The sequence below is a fragment of the Phytohabitans maris genome (genome assembly GCF_031085175.1).
GTDB lineage: Bacteria > Actinomycetota > Actinomycetes > Mycobacteriales > Micromonosporaceae > Phytohabitans > Phytohabitans maris.
Genome location: NZ_JAVHUY010000052.1, coordinates 18,808 through 31,584 on the forward strand (window position 1 = coordinate 18,808; position 12,777 = coordinate 31,584).

Annotated in this window: 14 protein-coding genes; 13 read left to right on the forward strand and 1 reads right to left on the reverse strand. The window is 73.7% G+C overall.

The window, feature by feature from the left end:
- Window positions 1-71: 71 nt before the first annotated feature.
- Window positions 72-872: an IclR family transcriptional regulator gene (locus RB614_RS37205; protein ID WP_308717401.1), complete on the reverse strand. Its 801-nt coding sequence runs from the start codon at window positions 870-872 to the stop codon at window positions 72-74.
- 207 nt (window positions 873-1,079) lie between these two features.
- Between RB614_RS37205 and RB614_RS37210 the strand changes: the two genes are divergently transcribed.
- The 13 genes from RB614_RS37210 (at window position 1,080) to RB614_RS37270 (ending at window position 12,775) form a co-directional block, all read left to right on the forward strand.
- Entirely contained in the window at window positions 1,080-1,976 is an 897-nt protein-coding gene (locus RB614_RS37210) for a DUF6282 family protein (RefSeq protein ID WP_308717402.1), read from the forward strand.
- 34 nt (window positions 1,977-2,010) lie between these two features.
- Complete coding sequence (locus RB614_RS37215; protein WP_308717403.1) at window positions 2,011-2,913, forward strand: cupin domain-containing protein; 903 nt, start codon at window positions 2,011-2,013, stop codon at window positions 2,911-2,913.
- Complete coding sequence (locus RB614_RS37220; protein ID WP_308717404.1) at window positions 2,910-3,662, forward strand: HpcH/HpaI aldolase family protein; 753 nt, start codon at window positions 2,910-2,912, stop codon at window positions 3,660-3,662. Before RB614_RS37215 ends, RB614_RS37220 begins: the two co-directional genes overlap by 4 nt.
- A complete protein-coding gene (locus RB614_RS37225; RefSeq protein ID WP_308717405.1) occupies window positions 3,655-4,116 on the forward strand; it encodes a lipocalin-like domain-containing protein in 462 nt (153 codons plus the stop codon). The genes RB614_RS37220 and RB614_RS37225 overlap by 8 nt, the downstream gene beginning before the upstream one ends.
- Window positions 4,117-4,199: 83 nt before the next feature.
- Window positions 4,200-4,850 carry an IclR family transcriptional regulator gene (locus tag RB614_RS37230; RefSeq protein ID WP_308717406.1) on the forward strand — a complete coding sequence of 217 codons (651 nt, stop codon included), beginning with the start codon at window positions 4,200-4,202 and terminating at the stop codon, window positions 4,848-4,850.
- Window positions 4,851-5,107: 257 nt separating this feature from the next.
- A complete protein-coding gene (locus tag RB614_RS37235; protein ID WP_308717407.1) occupies window positions 5,108-5,617 on the forward strand; it encodes a VOC family protein in 510 nt (169 codons plus the stop codon).
- On the forward strand, window positions 5,614-6,765 hold the full coding sequence (locus tag RB614_RS37240; RefSeq protein WP_308717408.1) for a hypothetical protein: 1,152 nt from the start codon (window positions 5,614-5,616) through the stop codon (window positions 6,763-6,765). Before RB614_RS37235 ends, RB614_RS37240 begins: the two co-directional genes overlap by 4 nt.
- Window positions 6,762-8,003 (forward strand): FAD-dependent oxidoreductase, encoded by a 1,242-nt coding sequence (locus tag RB614_RS37245; protein WP_308717409.1) that lies wholly within the window; start codon window positions 6,762-6,764, stop codon window positions 8,001-8,003. Before RB614_RS37240 ends, RB614_RS37245 begins: the two co-directional genes overlap by 4 nt.
- Window positions 8,004-8,014: 11 nt before the next feature.
- Complete coding sequence (locus RB614_RS37250; protein ID WP_308717410.1) at window positions 8,015-8,797, forward strand: CoA-transferase subunit beta; 783 nt, start codon at window positions 8,015-8,017, stop codon at window positions 8,795-8,797.
- Window positions 8,794-9,594 (forward strand): alpha/beta fold hydrolase, encoded by an 801-nt coding sequence (locus RB614_RS37255; RefSeq protein ID WP_308717411.1) that lies wholly within the window; start codon window positions 8,794-8,796, stop codon window positions 9,592-9,594. The genes RB614_RS37250 and RB614_RS37255 overlap by 4 nt, the downstream gene beginning before the upstream one ends.
- Complete coding sequence (locus RB614_RS37260; RefSeq protein ID WP_308717412.1) at window positions 9,591-10,349, forward strand: alpha/beta fold hydrolase; 759 nt, start codon at window positions 9,591-9,593, stop codon at window positions 10,347-10,349. The genes RB614_RS37255 and RB614_RS37260 overlap by 4 nt, the downstream gene beginning before the upstream one ends.
- Window positions 10,350-10,363: 14 nt before the next feature.
- Complete coding sequence (locus RB614_RS37265) at window positions 10,364-11,899, forward strand: class I adenylate-forming enzyme family protein (RefSeq protein WP_308717413.1); 1,536 nt, start codon at window positions 10,364-10,366, stop codon at window positions 11,897-11,899.
- Complete coding sequence (locus RB614_RS37270; protein ID WP_308717414.1) at window positions 11,900-12,775, forward strand: CoA transferase subunit A; 876 nt, start codon at window positions 11,900-11,902, stop codon at window positions 12,773-12,775.
- The last annotated feature ends 2 nt before the right edge of the window (window positions 12,776-12,777 follow it).

Consider the following 12,777-nt stretch of genomic DNA (forward strand, 5'->3'; position numbering starts at 1 on the left):
CGGGGGACGCCCAGGATGACGAAAGGAAACCGCAGCGATGTCCGATAATTAAAACGCGCTTTTCACTATTGTTACAAGCGATGGTGCACCGGCGGCGGTCCCGCGTCAAGAGGCGACCGGATGCCGCCCAGCTCCGCCGTCAGCGCGTCCCCGGCCTCCCGAAGGGCGAGGACCTGGGGCGACTGCGCCTCCGCCGACACCAGCGTGCTGATGCCGAGCAGCGCGAGCGTCGCGCAGATTCCGTACTCGTTGAAGACCGGCACCGCCATGGCGGTGATGCCGCGCGAGGCCGAGCGGAGCACGGCCACGCCGGAGCGGCGGATCGCCTCGATCTGGCCGCGGATGCGGGTCTGGTCGGCGGCGGCCAGGTTGGCCAGCAGCCGGTCGACCTGGAGCTGGTCCCGGCGGTACGCGAGGAAGACCTGGGCCTGCGCGGTCTCCAGCGTGAGCTGGGTGCCGACCCGCACGGTCAGCAGCACGTCGCCGGTGGTGTCCTCCTCGACCCGGGACACGACGGGCCCGGCGCTGCCCCAGAGGCTGAGCACGGCGGTCAGGTGAGTACGCCCGGCGAGGCGCTGCATGTGTGGCGGCGCCAGGCGCATCACCTCCTGCCGGCGCAGCGCGGACGCGCCGAGCTGGAGCAGCACCGCCCCCGGCACGAACGCGCCGCCCCGCGGGGCGCGGTCGAGCAACCCGGCCGCGACGAGCGAGACGCAGTACCGGTGGGCGGTCGTGCGGTTGAGGCCGATGCGGTCGGCGACCTCGGCCGCGGTGAGCGCGCCGGTCTCCGGACCGAACAGCCGCAGCACCTGGCCGACCCGGCGGACCGCCTGGATGTCGGCCTGGACCGGCGACTCGTCACCGTTGCTCACGCGGCTCTCGTTCACATGCATCCCGGCCATTTCACATCTTGAACTCGGCTGGACCGGACGCTAGCCTCTCGATCACCTGGCCACAACCCTTCGCCAGTGGATATCTGGGCCGGTTGACGTGCGGGCGCCTGCAAGCTCGCACGCTGGCATCCCACATTGCACGATCGCTGTTCACATCGTGAACGACCTCCGACCGAGGGAGTCTTCGTGACCGTCCCCTCCGCGATCCACAAGGTGCTGCACGGGCTGGTGGACCTGCACTGCCACTCCGGGCCCAACCCGTTCCCGCGGCGGTTCGACCACGCCGAGGCGGCGCGCGACGGCGAACGCCTCCAGATGCGCGCGATCCTGGTCAAGTCGCACCACCACAACACCGTCATGGACCTGCTCGCGATGGGCGACCGGCTGCGGGCGGCGCGCACCGAGGTGTTCGGCGGCATCGCGCTCAACAACCAGGTGGGCGGCGTCAACCCGTTCGCGGTGGAGCTGTCGCTGCGGATGGGCGGCAAGGCGGTGTGGTTTCCGACCGTCTCCTCGGCCCAGCACATCGCGTACCACCACGCCGGCGGCGGCTTCCCGAAGTCCACTGTGGAGCTGAGCACGGAGCTGGTGGAGATCCTCGGCGCGGACGGCGAGCTGGTACCGGCCGCGCGCCGGGTGCTCGACCTGGTCAAGGAGAGCGGCGCGCTGGTCACCGGCGGGCACATGGACGCCGAGCGGATCCTGCGGCTCTTCACCGAGGCGCGGGCCCGGGGCGTGGAGCGGATGCTGGTCAGCCACCCCAACTTCGTCGTCGGCGCCGACCACGCGCGGTGCCTGGAGCTGGTCCGGCTCGGCGCGTACGTCGAGCACGAGACCAGCATGTACGACCCCGAGGTGCGCAACGTCCGCTGGGGGCCCGAGGTGCTGCTGGAGTGGATCGAGCGGATCGGGCCGGAGCACACCGTGCTCGCCTCCGACCTGGGCCAGGACGGGCGCCCGCTGCCGGCCGACTCGTTCGCCCGGGTCGGCGCCGCGCTGCTCGACCTCGGCCTGCCCGAGAAGGACCTGCGCCGGATGGTGCGCACCAACCCGGCGTACCTCCTGGGCCTGGACGACGACTGACCGCATCCGGACGACGACTGACCGAGGAGGTCGCATGTACGACGCCACCGACCCGCGCGCTTCGCTCGCCACCGCGCCGCCGGCCGCCACCGGCGAAGGGATCGCCGCGCCCGAGTACTTCGAGTTCGACACCATGGCGCCGGCCGAGGTCTCCCCGGCGGGCAGCCGCACCTGGCTGGTCCGCGGGCAGAACCTCGTCGTCGCGTTCACCCGGCTGCGGGGCGGCGACCCGCTCACCCGCACCGGGCAGCCGCACGAGTACCTGGTGCTGCTCACCGACCCGGCCGCCGTCGTACGGATCGAGGCCGGCGGCGAGGACACGGCGGTGAACGGCGCGGCGGTCGTCGTGGTGCCGCCGGGCGACAGCGCGCTCACCGCCCGGGCGGACACCACCGTGGTACGCGCCTTCGACGCCCGCACCGCCGACCTGGCCGGCCGCTGCCACAACGCCGCCTCGTACGCCGAGCCGCACCCCCGGGTGGCCCCGCTGGAGCCCTGGCCGGAGCCGGTCGGCGGATACCGCCTGCGGGTGTACCCGGTCGCCGACCACCCGCGCCGCGAGGGCTCGTTCGGCCGGATCTTCCGGACCAGCACGCTGATGGTGAACTTCGGCGACCCGGTCCACGGCCCCCGGGACACGAACCGGATGTCGCCGCACCACCACGACGACTTCGAGCAGATCTCGCTGACCTTCGCCGGCGACTACGTGCACCACATCCGCACCCCGTGGACGCCCCGGCTCGGCCAGTGGCGCGCGGACGAGCACCGCGCGGTCGGCAGCCCCTCGGCGACCGTGATCCCGCCGCCGACCGTGCACACCTCGCAGGCCACCGGCACCGGCGCCAACCACCTGGTCGACCTGTTCAGCCCGCCGCGCGCGGACTTCTCGGCCAAGCCCGGCTGGGTCCGCAACGCCGACGAGTACCCGGTCCCGTGACGCTCTCGCTGGACGGGCCGGGTACGCCGATCGGGGCGTGGGTCAAGCTCTCCGTCGTGGAGAGCGTCGAGATCATGGCGCTCGCCGGCTTCGACTTCGTCGTCGTCGACATGGAGCACGGCGCGCTCGACCTGGCCGACGTGTCCCGCCTCGTCGCGGTCGCCGCCGCGCGCGGCCTCACCCCGCTGGTCCGGGTCCCCGACCACGGCGCCACCACCATCCAGCGGGTACTGGACGCGGGCGCGCGGGGCGTGCTGGTGCCCCATGTGGACACTGCGGCCCAGGCCGAGTCGGTCGTGCGGGCGATGCGGTTTCCGCCGCGCGGCCACCGCGGCGCGGGCGGCACCGGGCGGGCCGGCCGCTGGGGGCTGCTCCCCCGCGACGAGTACGTGCGGCAGGGCGACACCGCCGTGCTCTGCGTACCGCAGCTGGAGAGCGCCGAGGCGATCGCGGACGCGCCGGCGATCCTCGCGGTCGACGGGGTGGACGCGGTCTTCGTCGGCGCCGCCGACCTTGCGCTCTCGCTCGGCGACAGCCGCCCGGTCCCGGCACTGGTCGACGCCGCCCTCGCCGCCGCCGCGCGGGCCGGCAAGCCGTGCGGCCTGGCCACCGTCACCGCGCGGCAGGCGGCGGACGCGGCCCGGCGCGGCGCCCGGTTCCTGCTGGTCGGCAACGACGCCGGCATGCTCGCCCGCACGGCGGACCGGATCGCCGGCGACGTACGGAAGGAGCTCGGCTCAGGTGCCTGACAACCCGCTGCCCGGCCGCTGGGAACTCGTCTCGTACGCGCTCGAGGACGGGAGCGTGCCGCTCGGGGACCAGCCGAGCGGCACACTCCTCTACACCCCGGACGGGTACGTGTCGGTGCACATCGCCGGCACCGACCGCCCGCGCTTCGGCACCCGTACCGCCGCCGACGGCGACGCGCCGCACAAGGTCGCCGCGGCATCGACGTACATCGGTTACTGCGGATGGTACGAGTGGCTCGGCGACCGGGTCGCGCACCGGGTGACGGTGAGCTTCTTCCCCGACTACGTGGGCGCCGAGCTGGTCCGGGCGGCCGAGCTGGCGGGGGACCGGCTGACCCTGCGCGCGTACCCCGCACCGGTCCGCGCCCAGCGCCCCACGCCGGTGCTCGTCTGGCGCCGGGTGGGCCCGACACCCGCGGGGAGGCCGCCGGATGGCGCCGGGCAGTGGGTATAGTTCGGGCCCTTGGAGTGCGAAGCGGTTAGGCGGACATGGTCACGGAAGACGTAGGGACGGAGTCGACCTCCCGTCACGGCGCCATGACCCTCGACCGTGGCCTCCAGGTGCTGGAGCTGCTCGCCGCCGAGGACCGCGACTTCACGGTGGCGGAGATCGCCAGCACGCTCGGCATGCACCGGCAGGCCGTCTACCGGCTGCTCGCCACGCTGACCGCCCACCACCTCGCGGCGCCGGCCGGCTCCGGGCGGTACAGCCTGGGTCTGGGCATCCTGCGCCTCTCCCGGCTGGCCCACCCGCAGCTGCGCCGCGCGGCACAGCCCCAGCTGCGCCGGCTCGCCGAGGCGCTCGGCGCGACCGCGCAGTGCGTGGTGGCCGAGGGGTCCGAGGCGGTCACGCTGACCGTCGTCGAGCCGTCCGACGAGATCTTCCACCTCTCCCAGCGCCCCGGGGCCCGCCACCCGCTCGACCAGGGCGCGAGCGGCCTGGCCATCCTGGCCAGCCGGCCGCCGGTGCCGGGCGAGCCCGCCGTGGTGACCGAGGCCCGCGGCCGCGGGTACGTGGTGACGCACGGCCAGCTGACGCCGGGCGCGATCGGCATCGCCGCGCCGCTGCGCGACCGCACCGGGCGTTCCCTCGACGCGAGCATCAGCGTGATCGCGCTGCGCGAGCTGGACATCGAGCGCGCCGGCGAGCTGGTGGTCCAGGCCGCCGCCGCGGTCACCGCCGCCTAGACCGTCCCCTTTCCCGCGGCCTGAGCCTTTCCGCGCCTGAGCCTTTCCGCGCCTGAGCCTTTCCGCGCCTGAGGCTTTCGCGCGGCTTGAGGCCGGACCCGGCTCGAAGGCCAACCCCAACCAAGACCGAACCCGGCTGAGGCCGAACCCACAACCCGTCCGCCGACGGTTGACAAGCCATGCCCGCGCGGGCGATTGTTGTTTCAAATTACGGACTCAGTATCCGATATTTGTAAAACCGCAGTCGGGAGGGGATCATGAGTGAACCACTGACACCGCCTCAGTCCTTGAACCACGTCGCGTACCCGACCTGGAGCTCCCAGGAGACGTACGACTTCTACACCGGCGTGCTCAACTGCCGGTTCCTGGCGGCGATCCAGCTCGACCAGGTGCCGTCGACCGGCACGCCGACCCCGTTCCTGCACACGTTCTTCGGCTTCGAGTCCGGCGAGGCGATCGCGTTCTTCGAGGTCGACGGGATGGAGCGGCCCGGTTCCGACCCGATCCCCTCCTGGGTACGGCACCTCGCGCTCAACGTCGCGTCCACTGAGGACCTGCACCGCTGGATCGACCGGCTCAAGGCGGCCGGCGTCGAGACGCTCGGCGTGGTCGACCACGACGGCACCTGGGAGTCCGTGTACTTCTTCGACCCCAACGGCGTGCGCATCGAACTCACCGTGCAGCACCGGCCGCTGACCGACGCCGACCAGGCCGACGGGCTGGAGACGCTGCGCCGGTGGAACGAGCGCCGGTCCGTCCGCGCATGATCACGCGGGAGCTGCTCGCCATCCCGATGGCCGGCGGGGGGCGCATCGACATCAACTCGGGCGTGGCCCGGCTGAGCGGCACGATCTGGGCCACGCTGTGGCGCGACGACGCGGCGCCCCGGGGCACGGTCGTGCTCGTCACCCACCCGGCGTCCAACTTCCTCGGCCACTACGCGCTGCGCGACCTCGCCGAGCTCGGCGTCGCCGCGGCCGGGCTGGCCACCCGGTACGTCGGCAACGACACCACGCTCATCATGGAGAACTGCGTCCTGGACATCGGCGCCGCGATCCGCCACCTGCGCGGGCTCGGCTACGAGCGGGTGGTGCTGGTCGGCAACTCCGGCGGCGGCGGGCTCGTGGCGCTGTACCAGAGCCAGGCCGAGCACCCGGACCTGACCGCCACCCCGGCCGGCGACCCGCCCGACCTGACCGCCGCCGACCTGCCGCCGGCCGACGCGCTGGTGCTCGCGATGGCCCACCCGGGGCGCGCGCAGGTCTACACCGAGGCGCTGGACGCGGCGATCGTCGACGAGGCCGAACCGTTCGCCCGCGACGCCGAGCTGGACATGTTCGCCGAGAAGAACGGGCCACCGTACACATCGGACTTCCTCGACCGGTACCGCCGGGCCCAGCTCGACCGGAACCGCCGCATCACCGCCTGGGTGCTGGGGCAGCTCGCCGCGCTCGCCGACCGCGGCCATCCCGCGTCCTCTTCGGAGGGTCCGAGCCCGGACGACCTCCCGTTCGTGGTGCACGGCACCGCCGCCGACCCGCGCTTCCTCGACCCGGCCGTCGACCCCTCGCGGCGGAAGCTGACCACGCTGTGGGGGCCGGCCTGGGCCGCGAACTTCCAGCCCGCCACGCTCGGCCACGTCACCAGCCTGCGCTCCTGGCTGAGCCAGTGGAGCTACGACCACAGCCGGGCCAACGCGCCGCGCTGCCTGCCGAAGGTCTCCGTGCCGGTACAGGTCGTCTACGGCGACGCCGACTGCGCCGCCTTCCCCAGCCACGCGCGGCAGATGTACGACGCGATCCCGCACGGCGACAGGGAGCTCGTGGAGATCCGCGGCGCCGACCACTACTTCCAGGGCCGCCCCGACCTCGCCAGGCGGATGTGCGAGCACATCGTCGACTGGGCCTCTCGATGACTCCGGACCGGGAGCGGGACGTCATCGTCATCGGGGCCGGGCCGGTGGGGCTCACCGCCGCCCTCGCCCTGGCCCAGGAGGGGCTGCGGGTCGCGGTGCTGGAGAAGCTGCCCGAGCCGAGCACCGAGTGGCGCGCCTCCACGTTCCACCCGCCGACCCTGGAGATCGGGCTCGACCTCGGCGTCGCCGGTGAGATGCTGCGGCAGGGGCTGATCGCGCCGCGGTACCAGATCCGCGACCGCCGGGCCGGCGTGGTGGCCGAGTTCGACTTCAGCGCGCTCTCCGACGAGACGCCGTACCCGTTCCGGCTCCAGCTGGAGCAGTACAAGTACGTGCAGATCATCGAGCGGCGGCTCCGCGACCGCTACCCCGACTGCCCGGTCTGGTACGGCCAGGAGGTGACCGCGGTGTCCAACCGCGACGGTGGCGCCGAGGTCACCGTCCACGATGGATCCCGCTGGCGGGCCGGCTGGGTCGTGGCCGCCGACGGGGCGCGCAGCGTGACCCGCCGGGAGCTGGACATCCCGTTCGAGGGGCTCACCTACGAACACCGGTACCTCGTGCTCAGCATCGACCATCCGATGGACCAGCTGCTGCCCGGCATCTGCGAGGTGAACTACGTCGCCGACCCGGACGAGCACCTGCTTCTGCTCCGCATCCCGGACCTGTGGCGGGTCGTGCTCTCCGTACCGACCGAGATCGGCAGCGACGAGGCGACCTCGCCGGCGTACGTGCGCAAGCGGCTCGCCCTGCTGATCGGCGACGGCCTCGACCTGCCGGTGCGGGAGAGCACGGTGTACGCGGTGCACCAGCGGGTCGCCGGACGGTTCCGGGACGGGCGGGTGCTGCTCGTCGGGGACGCCGCGCACATCAACAGCCCGATGGGCGGGATGGGCCTCAACAGCGGCATCCACGACGCGTACGACCTCGCCACCCATCTCACCGGCACCGTGCGCGGCGAGGAGGCGGACTCGGCGGTGGACGACTGGGCGGCCCGGCGCCGCCAGGTCGCGATCGAGGAGATCTACCGACTGACCCATCAGACAACCACCGCGATGGCGGAGTCGGACGAAAACGAGCGGCTGGCGTTCCAGCGGCGGATGGCGGGCATCGCGGCGGACCGCGCGCTGGCCAAGGAGTGGATGCTGGAGGCTTCGATGATCTCGAACGTGCGGCGGCACGGCCTGCCGGAGCGGGCGGCCGCGCGTACGGTGCTGGGCCGCGTGGGCGAACGGTGAGGAGTGGGCGGATGCCGGATCGGTACAGCTGGGCGGAGATGATGGCGGTGGCCATCTCCCGGGAGATGCGCGACGGCTACTTCGGCGCGGTCGGCGCGGCCGCGCACATCCCGATGGCCGCGCTGCGGCTGGCGCAGCTCACGCACGCGCCCGACCTGTCGTTCATGTGCGGCGGCAGCGGCGGGCTCAACCCGCACTTCGAGCGGCTGGCCGAGTCGTCCAGCGACTACCGCAACCTGGTCAACAGCGAGTTCCGGTACAGCCTGGAGGACGTGGTCGACCTGGAGACCGCGATGCGGCTGGACTTCGCGTTCGTCGGCGGCATGCAGATCGACCGGTACGGCAACGTGAACATGGCCGTCATCGGCGACTGGGCCCGGCCCAAGGTACGCGGCCCGGGCACGGTCGGGCTCGTCTTCCTCGGCGGCTTCCGCCGCACGTACCTCTACACCGAGCACCACTCCCCCAAGGTGCTCGTGGAGAAGGTGGACTTCGTCAGCGGCGCCGGCTGGCTCGGCGGCGGCGACGAGCGGTCGAAGGTCTTCCGGGAGGGCTCGGACGGGCCGCAGCGGGTCTTCACCCCGCTGGGCGTCTTCGACTTCGACCCGGTGAGCCGGCACATGCGGCTGCTGAGCGTCCACCCTGGACGGACCGTCGAGGACGTGCGGGCGGCGACCGGCTTCGAGCTGCCGGTGCCGGAGGGCGCCGGCGAGACACCCGCGCCGACGGACGAGGAGCTGGACGTCCTGCGCCGGCACGTGGACCGCGACGGCGTGCTGCGGGCGCTGCGATGAGGAGCCGGCGGATCCGGGTCGACGGCGCGGTGACCCACTACCTGGAGGCCGGTGACGGGCCGCCGCTGGTGCTGCTGCACGGCGGCGAGTACGGCGCGGCGGCCGAGATCACCTGGGAACGCTGCATCCCCGCGCTCGCCGCCCACCACCGGGTGATCGCGCCCGACTTCCTCGGGTACGGGTACAGCGACAAGCTGCGCGACATGCGCGGGCAGCGGCGCCGGTTCGTGGCGCAGGTCGCCGGGCTCCTCGACACGCTCTGCCTCGGCCCGGCCCGGTTCGTCGGCACGTCGCTGAGCGCGCGGCTGCTGCTCGACCAGGCGGCGTCGGCGAGTCCACAGTGGCCGATAGAGGCGATGGTCGTGGTCGGCATCGGCCTGCACCCGCCGGACGGCGCGGCGGCCCGGGCGCTCGCCGAGTACGACGGCACCCTCGACGGCCTGCGCCCGCTGATGAAGCTCCTCTTCGCCGATTCGTCCTTCGCCGACGACGAGGAGTACCTGCGCCGCCGGTACGCGTTCTGCGACATCCCGGGCGCCTGGGAGTTCGGCGCGGCCAGCCGGATCCGGCGTCCCGGCGCCGCGCGACCCGCGGCGCCGCCGTCCTACGCCGCCATCTCGGTGCCCACGATGCTCGTCGTGGGCGAGCACGACGCGCTGGTGCCGGCCGGGAGCGCGGTCGCGCTCACCGACTCGATCCCCGGGGTACGAGCGGTCACGATCGCCGGCGCCGGACACTACCCGCAGATCGAGCGAACCGACGAGTTCCTCGCCGCCGTGTCGGAGTTCCTCCGGTGAGCGTGTTCGTGGAAGACGGCGGCAGCGGGGCGCCGACCGTCGTGCTGCTGCACGGGCAGGGCGCCTCCGCCGTGGTGTGGGACGGGGTCGTGGCCGCCCTGCCCGGGTACCGGTGCGTCGCCGTCGACCTGCCCGGCCACGGCCGCTCGGGGCGCCTGCCCGGGTATCCCCCGGACGCCTACGCGGCCGCGATCGCACCGGCCCTGCCGGCCGGACGGCTGACCCTCGTCGGGCACTCGCTCGGCGGCATGGCGGCGCTGGCCCTCGCCGACCCGGCGCTCGGCCTCGACGTCGACGCGGTGGTCGTCCTCGCCATGAAGGTGACCTGGACCGAGGAGGAGGCGGGCCGCCGGGCCGAGCGGGCCCGCCGGCCACCGGACCACTTCCCGGAGCGGGCTTTCGCGCTGCGGCGCTTCGCACGGCTCGCCGGTCTGCCGGGCACCACCGGCGACGACCGGCTCGGCAGCGGCGTCGCCCCGGACGGGGCGGGCTGGCGGCTCTCGCACGACCCCGCCACCGCGGCCGACCCGCCGGTGCCGCCCGGGGAGCTGCGGGCCCTCGCCGGCCGGGTCGTGGCCCCGCTCCACCTTGCCTGCGGCGACCGGGACCCGATGGTCGGCCCGGCCGACCTGGCGCTGCTCGGCCCGCCGGTGACCACGCTGCCCGGGGCCGGCCACAACGTCCACATCGAACAGCCCCGGGTCGTGGCGAAGCTGGTGCGGGCGGCCGCACCGGCGCCCCGGCCGGCGGCTTAGCGGCGGGAGGCGCGATGCGCATCGAGGACCTGTTGCGCCGCAACGCGGTCGGCCGGCCGGCCGATCCGGCGCTGATCTGCCAGGAGCGCACGATGACCTGGCGAGAGCTGGACGAGGCCGCCAACCGCCTCGCCAACGCGCTGCGCCAGCTCGGGTACCGGCCGCAGGAGCGGGTCGCGGTGGTGCTCTCCAACTGCCACCACATCCCGGTGTCGTACTTCGGGCTCTGGAAGTGCAACCTGGTCAACGTGGCGATCAGCCCGAAGCTCACCGAGCCGGAGATCCGCCGCATCCTCGTCCACAGTGGTGCGAGCGCGGTGATCTGCGAGGGGCCGGTCGCGGCCGCGGCGGCCGCCGGCGTGGAGACGGTCCGGCACGTGTTCGGTGTGGACGGTTCGGTGCCCGGCGCCACGCCGCTTTCCGAGCTGACCGCCGGCCTGTGCGCGGACGACCTCCCGGTGCTGGGCACGGGCGACGACCTGCGCTCGATCCGGTACACCAGCGGGACGACCGGCCGGCCCAAGGGCTGCATGGCCACCCACGCCCAGCAGCTGGCGAGCGTCGGCAACTTCCTCGTCGAGGTGCCGCCGCCGCGCGACGGCCCCACGTTCCTGTCGGTGCCGATGACGCTCGGCGTCGGCGCGTTCTACCTGACCGCCGCCAGCTACCTCGGCGTGCCGCTGCTGATCCGGCAGCGGTTCCGCCCCGAGGCGTTCCTCGACGACGTCGAGCGGCACGGCGTCGTGCACGCGTTCCTCGTACCGACGATGCTGGTGGACCTCGCCGCACATCTCGCCGGCCGCGGCGGGCGACCGGCGCGGACGCCGCGTCTGGTCGGCTACGGCGGCGCGCCGGTGTCGTGGGCGACCGTGCGCGCCGTCGCCGACGGGCTGGGATGCGAGCTGTACCAAGGGCTCGGCGCCACCGAGGCCGGCGGGTACGCGACGCTGCTCACCCCGGAGGACCACCGGTGGCTGCTGGCCCGCGAGAACCCGTCGCCGGTGGTGCCGGTCGGGCGCCCGGCCGCGTACGCCCGCGCCCGGATCGACGGCGAGGACGGGCGCGAGCTGCCGCCGGGCCAGACCGGCGAGCTGCGGCTCCGCTCGGCGAGCACGTTCTCCGGGTACTGGTGCCAGCCCGAGGAGACCCGGGAGGCGCTGCGCGACGGGTGGCTCTCCCTCGGCGACCTGGCCTGGCGGGACGAGCGCGGCTACATCTACCTCGTCGACCGCAAGCAGGGCGTGATCCGGTCCGGCTCGCAGAACGTGTACGCCGCCGAGGTCGAGGCCGTGCTCCTGTCCTGCCCCGGCGTACGGCGGGCCGCGGCGGTCGGGGTGGCGGACGAACGCTTCGGCGAGTCGGTGAAGGCGCTCGTCGTCACCGACCCGGACACCGGCCCGAGCGAGGCCGAGCTGATCGCGTACTGCGCCGAGCGGCTGGCGAACTACAAGCGTCCCCGGTCGGTGGAGTTCGTCGCCGACATCCCGGTCGACGAGGGCGGCAAGGTGCGGCGGGCCGTGCTGGCCGAGCTTTTGAAGGGCGGACTCTGAATGACCAAGGTAACCACCCCCGACGAGGCGGTCGCCGACATCCCGGACGGCGCCACGGTCGCGCTCGGCGGCGTCCACTCGCACAACGGGCCCCTCGCGCTGGTGCACGCGCTGATCCGCAAGGGGGTCCGCGACCTGACGCTGATCCCCACGCCGAGCGCCGGCCTCCCGGTCGACCTGCTCATCGCGGCCGGCTGCGTCGCCAAGCTCCACGTGTCCTATGTGGGCCTGGAGTTCCTCGGCCTCGCCCCGAACTTCCGCCGCGCCGCCGAGGCCGGCACCGTCGAGATCGTCGAAGGCGACGAGGCGTGGATCGTCTTCGGCATGCGGGCCGGCGCCGCCCGGCTGCCGTTCATGGCGCTCCCCCCGCTGTACGAGGGGACCGACCTGCCCAAGGTGAACCCGCTGATCCGCACCACCACCGACCCGTACACCGGCGCGACCGTCACCACGATCCCGCCGCTGCGGGCCGACGTCTGCCTGCTGCACGCCCAGGTCGCCGACGCCAAGGGAAACGCGCAGATCTGGGGCCAGCGCCGCTTCGAGGACGTGATGGCCAAGGCCTCCGACCGGGTCGTGGTCAGCGCCGACGAGATCCTCGACCCGGCCGCGCCGCGCCCCGACCCGCGCCACGTCACCGTGCCCGCCCCGCTCGTGGACGTCGTGGCGCACGCCCCGTACGGCGCGCACCCCACCTCGTCGCCGGGCCACTACCGGTACGACCGGGAGCGGCTGGTCGAGTACCGCGACCTCGCCCTCGCCGGGCGGACCGCCGACCACGTCGACCGCTACGTCACGGGCGTGAAGGACCACACCGGCTACCTGGAGAGGGTCGGCCTGGGCCGGTTGCTCGCGCTGCGCCAGACGATGGGCTGAAA

What these genes read in the sequence shown, in the direction of transcription:
- RB614_RS37235 (WP_308717407.1), top strand. Translation starts at nt 5,108, where the DNA reads ATGAGTGAACCACTGACACCGCCTCAGTCCTTGAACCACGTCGCGTAC.
- RB614_RS37245 (WP_308717409.1), top strand. Translation starts at nt 6,762, where the DNA reads ATGACTCCGGACCGGGAGCGGGACGTCATCGTCATCGGGGCCGGGCCG.
- RB614_RS37240 (WP_308717408.1), top strand. Translation starts at nt 5,614, where the DNA reads ATGATCACGCGGGAGCTGCTCGCCATCCCGATGGCCGGCGGGGGGCGC.
- RB614_RS37230 (WP_308717406.1), top strand. Translation starts at nt 4,200, where the DNA reads ATGACCCTCGACCGTGGCCTCCAGGTGCTGGAGCTGCTCGCCGCCGAG.
- RB614_RS37250 (WP_308717410.1), top strand. Translation starts at nt 8,015, where the DNA reads ATGCCGGATCGGTACAGCTGGGCGGAGATGATGGCGGTGGCCATCTCC.
- RB614_RS37270 (WP_308717414.1), top strand. Translation starts at nt 11,900, where the DNA reads ATGACCAAGGTAACCACCCCCGACGAGGCGGTCGCCGACATCCCGGAC.
- RB614_RS37265 (WP_308717413.1), top strand. Translation starts at nt 10,364, where the DNA reads ATGCGCATCGAGGACCTGTTGCGCCGCAACGCGGTCGGCCGGCCGGCC.
- RB614_RS37255 (WP_308717411.1), top strand. Translation starts at nt 8,794, where the DNA reads ATGAGGAGCCGGCGGATCCGGGTCGACGGCGCGGTGACCCACTACCTG.
- RB614_RS37215 (WP_308717403.1), top strand. Translation starts at nt 2,011, where the DNA reads ATGTACGACGCCACCGACCCGCGCGCTTCGCTCGCCACCGCGCCGCCG.